The 16,521-nt window shown below is 71.1% G+C and carries 13 protein-coding genes; 10 read left to right on the forward strand and 3 right to left on the reverse strand.

Annotation, left to right across the window (positions count from 1 at the left end):
- Positions 1 to 21: 21 nt before the first annotated feature.
- Genes NW895_RS03830 through NW895_RS03845 form a run of 4 tightly spaced genes read left to right on the forward strand, consistent with a single transcriptional unit; the run spans position 22 to position 10,690 of the window.
- Positions 22 to 363, forward strand: a complete 342-nt coding sequence (locus tag NW895_RS03830; RefSeq protein ID WP_289933675.1) for a hypothetical protein — start codon at positions 22 to 24, stop codon at positions 361 to 363.
- Positions 364 to 376: 13 nt separating this feature from the next.
- The gene (locus NW895_RS03835; RefSeq protein WP_289933676.1) at positions 377 to 4,861 is read left to right on the forward strand and encodes a hypothetical protein; all 4,485 of its coding nucleotides are present in this window, start codon (positions 377 to 379) and stop codon (positions 4,859 to 4,861) included.
- Positions 4,862 to 4,899: 38 nt separating this feature from the next.
- Positions 4,900 to 9,570, forward strand: coding sequence for a caspase family protein (locus NW895_RS03840; RefSeq protein WP_289933677.1), 4,671 nt, complete (start codon positions 4,900 to 4,902; stop codon positions 9,568 to 9,570).
- Positions 9,571 to 9,622: 52 nt separating this feature from the next.
- The gene (locus NW895_RS03845) at positions 9,623 to 10,690 is read left to right on the forward strand and encodes a GNAT family N-acetyltransferase (RefSeq protein WP_289933678.1); all 1,068 of its coding nucleotides are present in this window, start codon (positions 9,623 to 9,625) and stop codon (positions 10,688 to 10,690) included.
- On the opposite strand, the gene NW895_RS03850 is transcribed toward NW895_RS03845, so the two are convergent.
- Both NW895_RS03850 and NW895_RS03855 read right to left on the reverse strand, forming a co-directional pair.
- Positions 10,672 to 10,950: a DUF4031 domain-containing protein gene (locus NW895_RS03850; protein WP_289933680.1), complete on the reverse strand. Its 279-nt coding sequence runs from the start codon at positions 10,948 to 10,950 to the stop codon at positions 10,672 to 10,674. The genes NW895_RS03845 and NW895_RS03850 overlap by 19 nt on opposite strands.
- The gene (locus NW895_RS03855; protein ID WP_289933682.1) at positions 10,947 to 11,330 is read right to left on the reverse strand and encodes a hypothetical protein; all 384 of its coding nucleotides are present in this window, start codon (positions 11,328 to 11,330) and stop codon (positions 10,947 to 10,949) included. Before NW895_RS03855 ends, NW895_RS03850 begins: the two co-directional genes overlap by 4 nt.
- Positions 11,331 to 11,385: 55 nt before the next feature.
- Between NW895_RS03855 and NW895_RS03860 the strand changes: the two genes are divergently transcribed.
- From NW895_RS03860 to NW895_RS03875, 4 genes are read left to right on the forward strand one after another with little or no spacing between them, the layout of a single operon-like run.
- Positions 11,386 to 12,297 (forward strand): MurR/RpiR family transcriptional regulator, encoded by a 912-nt coding sequence (locus NW895_RS03860; protein WP_289933683.1) that lies wholly within the window; start codon positions 11,386 to 11,388, stop codon positions 12,295 to 12,297.
- Between the two features lie 45 nt (positions 12,298 to 12,342).
- Positions 12,343 to 13,278, forward strand: coding sequence for an N-acetylmuramic acid 6-phosphate etherase (gene murQ / locus NW895_RS03865; RefSeq protein WP_289933684.1), 936 nt, complete (start codon positions 12,343 to 12,345; stop codon positions 13,276 to 13,278).
- 36 nt (positions 13,279 to 13,314) lie between these two features.
- Positions 13,315 to 14,157, forward strand: coding sequence for an aldo/keto reductase (locus tag NW895_RS03870; protein ID WP_289933685.1), 843 nt, complete (start codon positions 13,315 to 13,317; stop codon positions 14,155 to 14,157).
- Positions 14,158 to 14,193: 36 nt separating this feature from the next.
- Complete coding sequence (locus tag NW895_RS03875) at positions 14,194 to 14,757, forward strand: hypothetical protein (RefSeq protein WP_289933686.1); 564 nt, start codon at positions 14,194 to 14,196, stop codon at positions 14,755 to 14,757.
- Here the strand turns inward: NW895_RS03875 and NW895_RS03880 are convergent.
- Positions 14,754 to 15,146, reverse strand: a complete 393-nt coding sequence (locus NW895_RS03880) for a hypothetical protein (RefSeq protein ID WP_289933687.1) — start codon at positions 15,144 to 15,146, stop codon at positions 14,754 to 14,756. The genes NW895_RS03875 and NW895_RS03880 overlap by 4 nt on opposite strands.
- A gap of 117 nt (positions 15,147 to 15,263) precedes the next feature.
- On the opposite strand from NW895_RS03880, the gene NW895_RS03885 reads away from it, so the two are divergent.
- Positions 15,264 to 16,103, forward strand: a complete 840-nt coding sequence (locus tag NW895_RS03885; protein ID WP_289933688.1) for a helix-turn-helix transcriptional regulator — start codon at positions 15,264 to 15,266, stop codon at positions 16,101 to 16,103.
- The gene (locus tag NW895_RS03890; protein WP_289933690.1) at positions 16,087 to 16,299 is read left to right on the forward strand and encodes a DUF397 domain-containing protein; all 213 of its coding nucleotides are present in this window, start codon (positions 16,087 to 16,089) and stop codon (positions 16,297 to 16,299) included. Before NW895_RS03885 ends, NW895_RS03890 begins: the two co-directional genes overlap by 17 nt.
- Positions 16,300 to 16,521: the final 222 nt, after the last annotated feature.

The following is a 16,521-nucleotide window of genomic DNA, read 5'->3' on the forward strand; positions in this document are numbered from 1 at the left end:
GTCACGGGGAGGGAAGTGCAGATGCACGACACGAACGACCACGAGGCACTGGAGCCGAGCCTGCCGTTCTGGGTCACCGTCACCGAGGAGGGCGACGACGACTCGATGGGCCTGTTCGGCAGCGGCAACGGCGAACCGGCCCTGCGCTCCGTCCCCCTCGGCCCCCTGCGCAAGAACCTCGCGGAGACCGTCGACGCCCTCCAGCAGCTGTTCGCCGACGCCTCGGCCCACGGCGGCACCCTCCCGCTCGCCGAGGCCCAGCTGTCCTTCCAGGTCACCGCGAGCGGCGGCATCCAGCTCATCGGCACCGGTCAGATGCAGGGCACCCGCGGGCTGACGCTGGTCTTCAAGCGGCCGTCCTGAAAGCGGTGCCGGATTGGCCCGTTACAAGGCACTGCTCATCGGGGTCTCCCAGTACGGAGCCCCGGGTATCAGCCCGCTGCCCTTCGTCCCGGACGACCTGGACCGGATGACGACCGCGCTGAAGACACGCGGCTTCCACAAGGTCCACCTGGCCCAGTCGCCCTACTTCTCACCCAACGTGATCAACGGCGAGGTGACGGCGTTCCTGGCCGCGGCCGGGCCCGGCGACCGGCTGCTCATCGTGCTGAGCGGTCACGGAGTGCACTCCGGCGGGAAGGACTACCTGGTCCCCGAGGACTTCCGCCCGGAGCTGTCCCCGTTCACCGGCGGCTGCGTCGAGATCGACTGGCGCGGCGAGCTGGAGAACAGCCGCGCGGACCAGGTCGTCTTCCTGGTCGACACCTGCCGTGAGGGCTTCCAGGAGGCCGTCCGCGGCGACGAGATGGGCCTCTCGAAGTGGCCGGACCGCAAGATCGCCAGGACGCTGCGGCGCAAGGTCGCCTACGTCTTCGCCTGCTCGCAGGCCGAGACGGCGCGTTACGTCCGGGAGACCGACGAGGTCCGCAACGGCCACGACGTGGGGACCGAGCCGGGGGACACCTTCAGTCTGTTCTCCCGGACGGTCACCGAACTGCTCGCCGGCCCGGTCAGCACCCTGGGCGAGTTCCGTCCGGCCGCTCAGGAACGCGTCGACGCCCTGCACGAGGCGTACGGGAAACGCGGCAGACCGCAGCACGTCCGCGTCCTCACCGAGGAGGACCACGACACCTTCGTGCTCTTCCCCCCGCCGGAGAGCACGGTGGGCCTCAGCGGTGCCGAGCGGACCTGGGCCGAGACGGTCACGAGCCATCCGGCCTGGAACCTCACCGCCCCGGCCCGGGCCGCGAGCGTGGAGGTCCTCAGGACGCTCTGCGGTCATCTGGCGAGCCGGTACGCCCGCGCCTGCGCGGACGCCGAGCCACAGCTCGCCAACGACCCCTGGTACGACAGGAACCTGGCCGAACGCGTCACGGAGCGCGTCGGCTTCCTGCTGCTGCGCCTGGCCGAGGGCACCGAGCTGTCTCCCACGGAGGCCGCGCTGCTCGCCCTTCTGCCCTTCGCCGCCCAGACCCACTGGGTACGGCAGACCGTCGGCCAGATCCTTCCCACCGCCGAGCTGGACGGTTTCCTCGCGTCGTTCCCCCGTCTGGCCCGCCGCCTTCGCACGCTGGAACAGAACCCGTCGCGGGCCCTGGACGACATCCGCTGGTGGGGCTACCACCGCTGGCTGGTCCGGCACCCGGACGCCTTCGGCCCGGCGTTCCTTCCCGCCGCCGCCCCGCAGCCGCGGGCCATGGCGCCCGCCTGGGCCGTCGCGGAGCTTTCCGCCGACCGTCTTGTGCCCTTCATCAAAGAACAGCGCATCGCCCCCTCGTCCGTACCCGGCACCACCCGAAGCACCGCACTCCAGGAGGAGCGGCAGGTCGCCCCCAGCACCCCGCACGAACACGCGGTCCGGGACCACCTGGTCTCCGCCCTGTTCAAGGTGGCCCACGCCCTGGCCATCGACCCGGCCGACCTGCCGGAAGTCCTCGTCGAGCACCTCGGCATCTCCGACAGCGTCCGTCTCGACGACCTTCGGGCCACCTTGCACCAGGCGCACTGGCTGCCCTCGGGGGCGGGCCGCTCTCTCAGCGCGCTGTGCGATCACCCCGCCGTCGAGCTGGCGCTCAAGCGCCACGCCGAGACGGTGGACATCCTGCTGCGCGACATCAACAAGGAGTCGGTCAAGAGGGGCAGTTCCCTCGCCCCTCTCGCCTCCCTGCCCGCCTACGCCGACGCCCAGCAGGTACGTCCGAGCGGTGCGGCGCCCGCCGAACTGTCGAGCGGCATCAAGTTCCGCCTCGCGGACGACCGGGTCCAGGAACTCCTCATGGGCGAACAGCTCTACGGCGACCGGGCGCTCGCGATCCGCGAGCTGTACCAGAACGCCCTGGACGCCCTCCGCTACCGCGAGGCCCGCACGGAGTACCTGCGCCGCACCGGCGTCCCCGTCCCCGACTGGCGGGGCGAGGTCGTCTTCACGGAGGGCGTCGACGACGACGGCCGTCCCTACCTGGAGTGCGCCGACAACGGCATCGGCATGGGCGTGGCGGAACTGAGCCGTGCCTTCGCGCAGGGCGGCTCCCGCTTCGTGGACCTCCCCGAGTACCTGGAGGAGGGCGCCCTGTGGGCCTCGCTCGACCCGCCGATCGAGCTGGTCCCGGTGAGCCGCTTCGGCCTGGGTGTCCTGAGCTACTTCATGATCGCCGACGAGCTCACCGTCCTGACCTGCCGCCTGGACCGCGAAGGGCGCCCCGGTCACCTGCTGAAGGTGACCATCGCCGGCCCCGGCAACCTGTTCCGGGTCGAGGACCTCGGTCCCGGGCGGGAGGCGGGGACCAGGGTGCGGCTGCACAGCGTGCCGGAGCGGCCGATTCCGTCCAGTGGGGAGGAGCTGGGCAAGTACCTGTGGGTGTCGCCGTATCGGGTGTCGGCTCCGGGGCGCGAGGCCCAGTTGGAGTGGGCGGCGCGGGAGTTGGTGGGTGAGGCCGGGGAGACGGAGGGCCACGTGCGGGTGCCAGGCCACTCCCTGCCCGGGTACCAGTCCAGCGATGACGCCACACCGTACGTCTGGTCCTCGGAACTCGGCCGACAGCCATTCCGCACACCCCAACGCGGACCGGCCAAGCCCGCATACGCGGTGGTCTGCCGACAGGACGGCGTGTGGTGGACGGACGGCAGCGGCGCCGTCCTGGTGGACGGGATCGCCAACGACACCGCTCTGTTCGGGCGCGTGGTCGATCTCTCGGGCTCCGAGCAGGCGACCCTGTCCGTCGACCGCAAGAAACTCCGTTCCTACGACGCGCGACTGGTCCACGACCGGTGCCTGGCGGCTGTGGACGACCTGATCGACGCGCCCGGCCTGCTGTCGCCCGCCTGGCTGGACAGGCTGCTCAGGCAGGACGCCGAACTCGCCGAGGCGATCGCTCTCCGGGCGGCGGAGAGGGCGGTCGTCTGGACGAGCTACACATGGAAGCTCGACGTGAGCAGGACCGGTTTCTTTCCGCCGGATCTGCTTCTCCTGCCGGCCGTCACCGGAACCTTCCCCTGGCCCGAAGGCGCCCATGACAGCGTCGCGGCCCTTTTCGTCCTCGGCATGCCGGAGCCCGTCCTGCGCTGGCGGCTGCGGGTCCTGCACAGCGATCTGCCGGCGGCCCGTGCGTCGGTGGCCCGTCCCTCCGACCTGGCGCTGCTCTGCGTCGGTGGCCGCCAAACCTGGAGACGCGGCCTCCAGGAGGTGACCAGGCAGATCCACGAGGCGCGTGCCGAGCCACCCGCACACCTCGGCTCGGCTGCCGCACAGGACCGCGCCCTGCACGCGCTGGCCCAGCTGCGAGGTCTCCTGCCGCGGTGGCGCCCGGCCCACACCACGGTCGAGCAGAGGGAGGTGCTCGTCACAGCTGCCGGTATGGGCCGCTCCCCCGCCCAGGTCTCCGCCCGGCTGACCGAACTCGGTTACAGCGTCGGCGATCTGGGTCCTCTGGCCCAGGCAACCGTCGGCGATCTCCCTCTCCTCGCGGTGCGCAGAAGTCTGCCCCCGCCGGGCGGTCCCTACCGGGGACAACCGTCCCCCCACGACTTCCTTGTCCCCGGCGCCTGCATTCCTCTCGCCCATCTGTACCTGCAGGACGACCCCGTCGCCGCGGCCCGCCGTCTGCAGGAGCTGGGATACGTCCTGCCGCCGCGCGCCTTCGACGTACTCCTCGACCGGGGTTCGGTCCGCGAGGCGGATCTGGAGCTCGCGCGGGATGTCATGTGTCATCGTGACGCGATCCCGGCCACGGCGTCGGACGGCGACCGGATCACTCGCGGCCAGCTCCTCTTCGCGGCGGCACTCAGCCGGTCCAGTCCGGACGACGTGGCGAAGAGGCTGACCGAGCTCGGTTTCGTCGTTCCCCACGTCGAGCAGCACGTGGTGCTCACGCCGGCACACCACAGGGTGGCCTCCCTCAGCATCCCGGCCGCACCGTCCGGGACACGTTCCGTCAGGCCTGCCGACGTCCTGCTGTGGCCAGTGACCAGCCCCGAGCTGCAGGCGGTGCTCGCCGACTTCGGCGTCACGGCCCGTCCGGCTGCCCGCGAACCAGAAACCCCCGTCATCACGGCGGTCCACCTGCGCGCCGCCGCCCTCTCCGGCATCCCCCTGGCCGCCCTCGAGGACGCGTACGGAGCGGACGTCCCCGACCACCCCGCCCACGACGAGCTCCTCGTCCGCGCCTTCCAGGACCCCGCCACCCTCCCACCCCACCCGGGCCGCGGCAGCGACATCACCCTCGCCGAGATCGCCTCCGCCGCCCTCAGGGTGCGCCGCCCGTTCCGGGAGGTCGCGGCCAGGGCGACAGAACTCGGCTTCACCCACGACGCGCAGGACTGGTGGCCCACCGACTCCGGCCACAACAGTCCCCGTGAGAACTAAAGTTGGTCCACCACGACGGCCGAGGGGGCGGGGACGGCATGAGCGGAAGCGCGGCGCCGCGTACGCCCCGGCACAAGGCCCTGCTCATCGGCGCGAGCGAGTACGACGACCCGCGCATCCAGGACCTGCCGTTCGTCCGCGACGACCTCCAGCGGATCCGTGACGTCCTGGCCGACCGCGGGTTCCAGTCGGCGGAGATCGTCGAGAGCAAGCGCGGCATCACCCCGAACACGGTCAACGGACGGATCCGGAGCTTCCTGCGCGACGCCGGCCAGGGGGACACGCTGCTGATCCTGCTCAGCGGGCACGGACAGCACTTCGAGGGCAAGGACTACCTGATCCCGGAGGACGCCACCTTCGATGTCGGGGTGTTCGCCGACAGCTGCATCGAGATCGGCTGGGAGCGGGAGCTGGAGGACTCCCCCGCGGGTCATGTCGTCTTCCTCGTCGACGCCTGCCGGGAGGGCGTCGACCGGGACAGCATGGCGGCCCTGCCGGGCGTGCAGCCCTGGCCCCGCCGCAAGGTCGCCGACGCGCTGCGGCGCAAGGTGGCGTACGTCCACGCCTGCGCGGCACCCCAACTGGCGCTGTTCGTCGGCGAGAAGGAGACCGTACGGCCGGGCTTCGACCCCGGCACGCAGCCGGGAGAGTCGTTCAGCCTCTTCTCCCGGGCCCTCGCGGACACGATCGCGGCCGACCCCCACGCCCTGCGTCTGCACGAGTTCGCACGGCGGGTCCAGCTGCGCGTCGAGGAACTGCACCACGCCTACGGCAAGAACCGCCCACCGCAGCGCGTCACCGTCGTCACGGCCACCGAAGCCACCCCCGGCGGCGAGGACTTCCCGCTGCTGCCCGGCCCCGACCGGCACACCGGGGCGCACCCGTGGATCCGTGCCGTCGAACGGCACCCGATCTGGCAGCTCACCCCCGACGGCACCGCGCACCGGCTGCTCCAGGAGACCTGCACGGCCCTGGCGGCCCGGCTGGCCACGGCGTACGAGGGCGCGGCGCGCGCCCTGCACGGCGACCCCTGGCACGACGCGGAGCTGGCCCAGCGCACGCACGTCAGACTGGGCTTCCTCACCCGCCGACTGGCGGACGGTGTGTCCCTGTCGCCGACCGAGGCCGCGCTGGCCGTCCTGCTGCCTCTGGTGGAGCAGACCTTCTGGGCCCAGGAGGCCGCGCAGCGCGTCGGCATCCTCGGCAGCGACGTCTGCGCCCCAGGCCCCGACCACAACCGCTTCCGCAAGTTCACCCAGGGTTTCCCCCGCCTGAAGCGCCGGCTGCTCACCCTGGACCACGCGAGCGGAGCGACCGGTTCCGTGGAACGGATCCGGTGGTGGCTGTTCCACCGCTGGCTGATCCAGCAGCCGGAGCTGTACGCGGCGGAGTCCCTCAAGTCACTTCTCGGCGAGGTGGCGAGCGCCCCCGAGCAGCCGCCGTGGGTGGCCGACGCACTCTCCGCGGACCGGCTGATGCGGCTGCTGAAGGAGCATCGCACGGCCCCCTTCTCGGTACGGCGAGCCGCGCACCCCGGGCCCCGGCCGGGCGTCGGCACGCACCACGAGGACCACGACGTCATCGCCGCCAGCACGGGCGACGAGCACGAGGTGCGCACGCCCCTGGTCTCGGCCCTGCTCAAGGCGGCGTACGCGATGGCCGTGGACCCCGTCGACCTGCCCGAGATCGTCGTGGAGCACATCGGGATCTACGACAGCGTCGACCTCGACGCCCTCATGGTCACCGTCCGCCGCTCCGACTGGCACAGCTCGGGCGTGGGCCGCTCCCTGAACGCCGTGTGCACCCACCCGGCCGTGCAGATCGCCCTGCGGGAGCACGCCACCCGCGTGGACGCCCTGCTCCGCGAGATCAACCGCGGCGACAACCCTGCCCTGGCTCCGCTTCGTGCCCTGCCTCCCTATGCCGACGGCAGCCGGGTACGCCTCGACGGCAACACCCCCGACCAGCTCTCCGACGGCATCCGCTTCCAGCTGGCCGAGGACCGCGTCCAGGAACTCCTCATGGGCGAACAGCTCTACGGCGACCGCGAGCTCGCCGTCCGCGAGCTGTACCAGAACGCCCTGGACGCCCTTCGCTACCGGGACTGCCGCACGCAGTACCTCCAGCGCACCCATCGCCCGACGGCCCCCTGGGAGGGGCGGATCGAGTTCGTGCAGGGCGTCGGCTCCGACGGACGCCCCTACCTGGAGTGCCGCGACAACGGCATCGGCATGGGCATCACCGAGCTCGGCAGCGTCTTCTCCCAGGGCGGGACGCGCTTCGTCGACCTGCCCGAGTACATCGAGGAACAGGTCGCCTGGAGCGAGCTCCCGGAGCCCAGGCTCCGGCTCCACCCCAACTCGCGGTTCGGCATCGGCGTGCTGAGCTACTTCATGCTCGCCGACGAGATCGTCGTCCGGACCTGCCGGATGGGGCGGGACGGCCGGCCGGGGCGGTTGTTGCAGGTGACGATCGCGGGGCCGGGGAATCTGTTCCGGGTGGAGGATCTGGGGGAGGGCATCGAGCCGGGGACGTCGGTCCGGTTGCTGTTGTCGCGGCAGGGGAAGCGGGTCTCCTGTCTGGACGCTCTGCGCCGGTTGCTGTGGGTCGCGCCGTACCGGACGTCGGTCGTGCACGGGTCACGGGAGCACACATGGGTGCCTGGGGAGCTGTCCCGGGCGGCACTTGAGATCGAGTTCTCGAAGCACGAGTCGCGCCGGCGGGGGAGGAGTCCGGTCTGCCTGGTGTCAGGCTCTCCCGACCTGTGGTGGATCGACCACGAGGGCATCATCCTGGCGGACGGTCTGTTGACAGAGCCCGAGCGCTTCGTCTTCGGCAGAACGGTCCGGTGTCCCTACGGCATGATCGTGAACCTGCACGGTGAGCACGCGCCGGTTCTGACGGTGGACCGGAAGACGGTGCGCTCCTACGACACCGACCATCTGAGCGCGGTGGTGACGGCCGCCTTGCCGAGTCTGACGCGTCCGGGGCTTCCCCTTCCCACGGTCGGCTGGCTGACGCAAGCCAGCAGGTCCGCGCTGCGGTACGGCGACGCTGTGGCGGAGCATGCGCAGTGTGCCGATCTGGAGTGGCGGCTCGGGGATGTCTCGGTACCCTTCGGCGCGGTCGGTTACTTCCTCCCCGATATCGGCCTCCTTCCGCTGGTGACAGGCGCCTACCCGGAGGGTCACCAGCCGTACGTCGCCCAGTTCTTCCGCACCATGCCGTCTTTGGTGCTGCGTTGGCGTCTGCGCGCGCTGTACCGCGCGGGAGCCGGCGGCCCGGTGTCGCTTCCGGGGACCGACCCGTCGGATGAGGTGTGCGCACGACCGTCGGATCTGTTGCTGCTGTCCAGGGAACTCCACCGGCGCCTTCCGCCCTGGGACAGGGCGTACCTCGATTGGCAGCAGCAGGACGGCCCGAGGCAGCACCCCGTGAAGGTGCTCGGCGCGCTCTTTCACTGGCGGGAACCCTCCGAGCCGCTCAGTGCGGCCGACGTCTTCGAGCTGAGCCTGTGGTCGAAGCACGCGCCCACCGAGGTCGCCGAGCGGATGACCGCTCTGGGGTACCGGGTCGAGCCTCTGTCCGGCTGCGCCGACGCCGACTGGGACGACCTTCCGCTGCTGCGGCGGGCAGGTGACTCGTCGGGCTGGCTGGTTCCCGGCTCCACCCTCTCCGCGGTCCAGGTGTGCGTCAGCGCGGCCTGGCGCTCCTGCTCCACCCGCGAGGCCGCGGAGCGCCTGCGAGAACTGGGCTTCACCGTGCCGGCGGACTACCCGGCCCGGGGCCGATGGACCGATGAGGAACGGCGCATCATCGGGCTCCTCTGGTCGTCGCACGCCGAACCACCGTCCCCGGAAGCGGCTCCCCACATCTCCCACGCCCAGCTGACGTCAGTGGTGTTCGAGACGGACACGACCGTGCGCGATGTCACCGAATTCCTGTCCGGACTCGGCTTCCTCCTGCCCGCCGACGCCTCGGCCAGACCCGACCTGAGGGAGGACGACCGGTCGCTTCTCCTGTACAAGGGACAGGCCCCGTGGGCCGACCAGGAGGTATCGCTCTTCTACATGGCAGCCGTCGCCCAGCACCTGCACAGACCCGTCCGTGCGGTGGCGGCACGGCTGCGCGAACTCGGTTACGCGGTGGCGCCGGTCCCCGACGGCGCAGATCAGCTGCCTTCTTCCGCGGAGCTCGATCTCATCGACCTCGGTATCAGGCTGGACCGGAACCGTCCGCTGGAGCTGAGCCGGGTGGCCGACAGCGCGAGGAAGGCGGGCTTCTCCCTGCCCGAGGCCATCTCCGTGTTCTCCTCGTGGGGCTTCAGGTGCTCCGTCACAGCCGAGGCGGCCTCACATGTCGGCTACGCAGACGTTCACGACCCCGTCGCCTTCGGCCCTGTCTCCCCCGACACCGTCCAAGCGGTGGGCGACCAGGCCGCCCCATCCCTCGCCGACCTCGGCTACGACCTCGTTCCCCCGTCCGAGGCCTGGCTCAGAGAACGCCAGTTGGAGAAGGACCTGCTCCAGGCCCTCACCACCCCGACCCTCTCTGTCCCCGCAGACCCCGATGATCCCCCGCTCTCCCTGGTGACCCTTGCCGTAGTAGCCCTGTCGACCGCCAGAACCCTCCGCGAAGTGGCCCTGAAAGCCACCGAACTCGGCATGCGCCACGAAATCGAGGACTGGTTCGCCCCCGACCCACTCTGAGCCGCTCAAAAATACGGTAGCCCCGAGCAGTTGGGCCTCATAGCCTGCCCCCATGGCAGACAAGGGCGGGGACCACGTACAGCAAGCCGTAGCAAGCGCCACAGCAGCGCTGCGGACCGTGACGGACCAGGACTGGGAAAGGGTGAACGCCAAGAACCTGGACTGGAGCTGCCGCTCGACGGCGCAGCACATGGCCGAGTGTCTGCTCGCGTACGCCGGACAGCTCACCGGACGTCCGACCGATTCCTACGTTCCCTTCGAGCTCGTGGTGGAGGACGGCACCGACAACGACGGTGTCCTCCACGTGATCGAGACGACCGGCGCCCTCCTCACCGCCGCCGTCCGCACCACCCCCCGCGAGGTCCGCGCCTTCCACCCGTACCCCTTCCGCAGTGCGAACCGTGTGGGATTCGCCGCGATGGGGGTCGCCGAGGTGCTGCTGCACACGCACGACATCGCCGAGGGGCTCGGCATCACGTACGAGCCGCCCGCCGAGCTGTGTGCGTACGTGCTCACCCGGATCTTCCCGCACGTCCAGCCCGGCCCCGATCACTGGCGCACCCTGCTGTGGGCCACGGGCCGTGGCGAGCTGCCCGGCCGTGCCCCGGTCACCGAGTGGCGCTGGTCGAACAATCTCGTCGTGCCCGCCGAACGGCTCACCCTGGAGGGGATCACCCCGGCGGCCGCGGCCGATCTGAGCGCGGGCGGTGACGGCGGGTTCTCGTGGGTCGAGGGCGGGCCGTTCGAGGGGACGCGGGAGGCCGCCGGGATGGTGGTCAAGGCCTATGAGTCCGGAGTGCACCGGCCGGAGTGGGGCGTGTTCGTCCTCGTCCGGCGGGAGGACGACCGCGCGGTCGGCGGCATGGGCTTCCACGGCCCCCCGGACGAGGACGGCCGGGTGGAGGTCGGCTACGACCTCGCCGAGGGCGCCCGCGGCAACGGCTACGCCACGGAAGCGCTGCGCGCGCTGTCGGCGTGGGCGCTGGCCCGGGACGACGTACGGACGGTGTGGGCCACCACCGACCGGGACAACACTCCGTCCCAGCGTGTGCTCACGCGCGCGGGCTTCAGGCCGGCCACGGAGGACGAGGAACAGCTCGGCTACGAACTGCGCGGCTGAATCCGCCCCTTCGGCCGCCGCAGACCGGAGCTGTGCAGCAGCCGCACCACCTCGCGGCTGCTGACCTCCACCGCCCCGGCCCGCACCACGTCCGCGTACCGGTGGGCGGGGATGTCGTAGTGGTCGCGTTCGAAGGCGCGGCGGGGGATGCCCAGTTCCTCGGCGAAGGCGTGCAGTTCGTCGAACGAGGCGTCGCTGACCAGGTGCGACCACATACGTCCGTGGCCCGGCCAGGTCGGCGGGTCGATGTACACCGTCACGACGAGGCCATGCCGCCGGTCGCCTCCCCCAGCGACCCCACCGCGGCGACCTTCACGCCCGCCTTGCCGCACACCCAGTGCGGGTCGGGCCCGAGTTCCGGCTCGACGTCCAGCGCGTGCGGGTCGCCGGAGCCGCACACCGGGCACAGGGGCCAGCGGCCCTTGCGCTCCAGCAGGGCGTCCTGCACGTCCTGGGCGACCAGCCCGGCCACGTACTGCGCGCCCTCCGGCCACTGCTCGACCCACCATCGCCGCTGAGTGACGGACTCCTCGACCAGGGACACGACGTCGGCCTCGGCGACCTGGCCGGCGACCAGGTCGGCGAGTACCAGGGCGCGGGCCGCGTGCAGGGCCTGCTCCAGGGGGCTGATGGGGTCCATGCACCCATTGTGCGCACTCTTGACCACAACGCAGAGTCGAAAATATCTTTCATCTGTGACCCAGCGCCTGAAGGAAACTTTCGCAGCGAGGGGCTCGCTCCCCGCGCCCGCCGCTCTGGCGGCCAAGGTGCGCACGCTCGCCCCGTCGATGACCCGGTCCATGCAGCGGGTCGCCGAGGCCGTCGCGAACGACCCGGCCGGCTGCGCGGCCCTCACGGTCACCGGCCTCGCCGAGCTCACCGGCACCAGCGAGGCCACCGTCGTACGCACCGCCCGCCTGCTCGGCTATCCGGGCTACCGCGACCTGCGCCTGGCCCTCGCCGGCCTCGCCGCCCAGCAGCAGTCCGGCCGGGCCCCGGCCCTCACGACGGACATCGCGGTCGACGACCCGATCGCGGACGTCGTGACGAAACTCGCCCACGACGAGCAGCAGACCCTCGCCGACACCGCCGCCGGCCTCGACACCGTCCAGCTCGGCGCGGCCGTCACCGCGGCCGCCGCCGCCCGCCGCATCGACGTCTACGGCGTCGGCGCGTCCGGGCTGGTCGCCCAGGACCTCACCCAGAAACTGCTGCGCATAGGGCGCATAGCCCACGCACACAGCGATCCGCACCTCGCCGTGACGAACGCCGTGCAACTGCGCGCCGGCGACGTCGCCATCGCGATCACCCATTCGGGTTCCACCGGCGATGTCATCGAGCCGCTGCGCGTCGCCTTCGAGCACGGCGCGACCACCGTCGCGATCACCGGACGGCCCGACAGCGCCGTCACCCAGTACGCCGACCACGTCCTCACCACCTCCACCGCCCGGGAGAGCGAGCTGCGCCCGGCGGCGATGTCGTCCCGCACCAGCCAGCTGCTGGTCGTGGACTGCCTGTTCGTGGGGGTGGCGCAGCGGACGTACGAGACGGCCGCGCCGGCGCTGTCGGCGTCGTACGAGGCGCTGGCGCACCGGCACCGCAGGTAGCCGTACCACCGCACTCGGAAGATCACCTCAAGAGAGCCACCCGCCATGACCTCCACATCCAACCCCCGCGATCTCAGAGCCGAGTTGGAGAACCTGACCACCGAGGCCTTCCGCCCCGAGCTCGCCGAGATCGACCGCCTCCCCACCCTCGAGATCGCGCGGCTGATGAACACCGAGGACGCCACCGTGCCCGCGGCGGTCGGGCGGCGGCTGCCGGAGATCGCCGCCGCGATCGACGCCGTGGCGGCGCGCATGGCACGCGGTGGCCGGCTGGTGTACGCGGGCGCGGGCACGGCGGGCCGGCTCGGCGTGCTGGACGCCTCGGAGTGCCCGCCCACCTTCAACACGGACCCCTCCCAGGTCGTCGGCCTCATCGCGGGCGGCCCGGACGCCATGGTCACCTCCGTCGAGGGCGCGGAGGACTCGAAGGACCTGGCGCGGGCGGACCTCGACGCGCTCCGCCTGACGACGGACGACACGGTCGTCGGCATCTCCGCCTCCGGGCGCACCCCGTACGCGGTCGGCGCGGTCGAGTACGCGCGGGAGAAGGGTGCCCTGACGGTCGGCCTGTCCTGCAACCCGGACAGCGACCTCGCGGCGGCCGCCGACCACGGCATCGAGATCGTCGTCGGCCCCGAACTGCTCACCGGCTCCACCCGCCTGAAGGCCGGCACGGCACAGAAGCTGGTCCTCAACATGCTCTCGACGATCACGATGATCCGCCTGGGCAAGACGTACGGGAACCTGATGGTCGACGTACGCGCCTCGAACGAGAAGCTGCGCGCCCGCTCCCACCGCATCGTCGCCCTCGCCACGGGAGCGGGCGACGAGGAGATCGAACGCGCCCTGGCCGAGGCGGGCGGCGAAGTGAAGACGGCGATCCTCATCCTGCTGGCCGATGTGGACGGCCCCACGGCGACGGGACTCCTGTCCAAGGCGGACGGCCACCTCCGGGCGGCGCTCGGAGCGGTGCAGAGCTGACGGCTGCGACTCCAACTCCCCTGTTAACGTGGCCACATGACGGCACCGACTACGTTCCGCATCGGCGGCGACCTGGAAGTACGGCGACTTGGTTTCGGGGCGATGCGTCTGCTGCCCGGGACCGCGGAGGGCCGCGCCGCCGGTCTCGTGGTGGCCCGGCACGCCGTCGAGCTGGGCGTCACGCTGATCGACACGGCACACATGTACGGCTGGGGAGCGAACGAGGACCTCCTGGCCGAGGCCCTGCACCCGTACCCGGAAGGGCTGGTGATCGCCACCAAGGTCGGCATCCGCCACACGACCTCCGGCGAGGGCTGGCGGCACGCGGGCGAGCCGGCCGATCTCCGCGCGCAGGTCGACGAGGCCCTTCGACGCCTCCGCCTCGACCGCATCGAACTCCTCCAGCTCCACCGCCTCGACCCGGGCGTCCCGCTCCCCGACCAACTCGGCGCCCTCCGCGACCTGCGCGACGAAGGCAAGATCAGGCACATCGGCCTGTCCGAGGTCACCGTCACCGAACTGGACGCGGCGCGGGCCGTCGTCGACATCGCGAGCGTGCAGAACCGGTACAACGTCCTCGACCGCGAACACGAGGCCGTCCTGAAGGCCTGCGAGGCCGCCGGCATCGCCTTCCTGCCCTGGCGCCCCCTCGCCCCGGACGCCGCGGACACGCAGCCCGCGATCACGGCCGTGGCCACCGAACTCGGCGCCACCCCGACGCAGGTCGCCCTCGCCTGGCTCCTCGCCCGCTCCCCGGTCGTCCTGCCCATCCCCGGCACGGCGAGCATCGCCCACCTGGAGGAGAACGTGGCGGCGGCCGACCTGCGCCTGACCCGGGATCAGTACGACCTCCTGGACCGCCTGGCCGTCCCTGCGTAAGGGGCGTTGTCAGTCCCGTATGCGATTCTGACTTCCATGAACCACGCCCAGCTGACCGCTCTGGGCCGCGCCCTGCGCCTCCTCGGTGAGCACGGCGAGGCCCTGACCACCGACACGCCCGATGCCAGGCTGCACGAGGTCAAGGCGGACCTGCGGCGGGCCCTCGACCTGCTGGAGGAGAGCGTCAGCAGCGCCCCGCCCAGCACGCGCTGCGCCGAGCACCCCACCGGGCCGGTCGACGAGAGCGCCCCCGACCTGTGCCTGCTGTGCGAGACCCGGCGCAGGGCCGCCCGTCGCGCCGAGTTCAACGGACCCGCCCCGCACACCCGGCCCACCGAACCGGTCCAGTCCCGGTACGGCATACGCGGCGACCGCCCCCAGCCCCAGCAGCGCTGGCTGCCGGAGCTGTGGAACGGCCAGGCGTGGCAGCTGTGCGGCACACCCCGCCGGGACCGGCGGGAGGCCGAGCTGTACATCGCGGCACAACTCCGAGGACCCCGGCCCGCGATGGCGTACCGGCTCGTGCACGAGTTCACCGACTACGAGGTGCTGCGGGTGTGGGGGACGCCGGTGCGGGTGGATGTGGAGCCGATGCCCTAACAGGGCAGTCGCCCCTCCCGGTTGGCCCGCCTGACCCGCGCCCGCAGCAACGCCTCCGGTGGCACGTCCCCCACCGACTCCGGCGGACAGTCCCACTCCCGTCCCCCGCTGACGGGCCGCAGCTGCACCTTCCCTCCGACGTGGCCCATGACCTCCCCGATCCGCCCGTCCCGTACGTCCACGACATGCGTCCCCACGGCCGGCCTCTCCCCCCGCAGCACCGACGCCAGCCGCTCGGCCGTCCGCACATTGCAGCGCCCCAGCTCGACCAGGGCGAAGGGTTCGTCACCGGCGCCGGTCACGGGGTCGACGCACAGGGACGGCAGGACGACGCCTACGCCGACGAGGGCGTCCCGCAGCGTCTGCACGACTTCTTCGGTGGACCGCACGTTCCTCTACCTCCACGCTGAGTTGATGATTCACCACACAGCGTGTCCGGAACCCGTCTAACCTGGCCATACAGGGCGCCCCAACAACCTCTTCTGTTCAACAGGGAGTTGCCTGCCATGCCTGGATCGAAGGACCTGGACCCGTCGTCCTCCCCCCGCGCCCTCCTGGGCGCCGAACTCCGCCACGCCCGCGAGAAAGCGGGCCTCAGCCAGGAGGAACTGGGACAGCGGTTGTTCGTCAGCGGCTCGTTCATCGGGCAGCTGGAGAACGGGACGCGACGGATGCTGCCGGAGTACGCCCGGATGCTGGATGCGGAGTTGGGGACGGGTGACTTCTTCCAGCGGAACTGCGGGGCGGCAGCGAAGTCGAAGTACCGCGAGCACTTTGCTGAAGCTGCGGAGGCGGAGACGCAGGCAACGGCGATCAGGGAGTACGCGTCGATGCTGATCCCTGAATTGCTCCAGACGCCCGCCTACGCCCGAGCGGTGAGCCGCGCTTACCAGCCCACAGCGGCAGACAAGGCCATCGAGGAACTGGTGACAGGCCGGATGGAGCGAGCGCGGATCCTCTCCGACCCAACAAAGCCCCTGTTGTGGACGGTGATTGACGAGGCCGCACTGCGCCGCGTGACAGGCGGGCCAGAGGTGATGGCGGAGGCTCTACGCCACCTCATCGGCCTGATCCGCCAGAACCGTGTCATCGTCCAGGTTCTGCCGTTCGCTGCAGGAGCCCACCCGGGGATGCAGGGTTGCGTCAGGCTGATGGACTTCGACGACGCCCCTCCGCTGGTCTATCTCGAAGGAGTCGACACCGGACGGCTGGAAGACGACCCCGCCACCGTCACGCGTTACCGGCTCTACTTCGAGCTCCTCACGGCTTCGGCACTCGCGCCGGAGAAGTCTCTGGCCCTCCTCGAAGCGATGGCGCAGGATTACGACCATGAGGAACATGCCTGAGTACGACCTGAGCACAGCCAACTGGTACAAGTCCAGCTACAGCGGAGGCACCGGCGACAACTGCCTGGAAGTCACCCAGGCATTCCCCACCGTCGTCCCCGTCCGCGACTCCAAGACCCCCCACGGTCCGAAGCTCGTGTTCCGGGCCGCCGCCTGGTCGGCTTTCGTTGCGAACCTCAAGGACGGGACCGCCTGAGCTTCGGGAACCGAGCTCCGAGCGCTCTTTTCAAGGAACGGGTGGAGGACCTCAACCCACCCTCCCACCCGGCGAGTTGACTTGACGCGTTCGGCTTGCCACGGACAGTGACGAACCTCTAACGTGCGGGCATAAAGCAACAGCCCCCGCCAGGTGCTGCAACACCTGCGGGGGCTTAACCAACGAGATCGAAGGACCCGATCCCATGGCTGCCGCCAACTT

It is taken from the genome of Streptomyces sp. S.PNR 29, from assembly GCF_030386795.1.
Classification (GTDB): Bacteria; Actinomycetota; Actinomycetes; order Streptomycetales; family Streptomycetaceae; genus Streptomyces.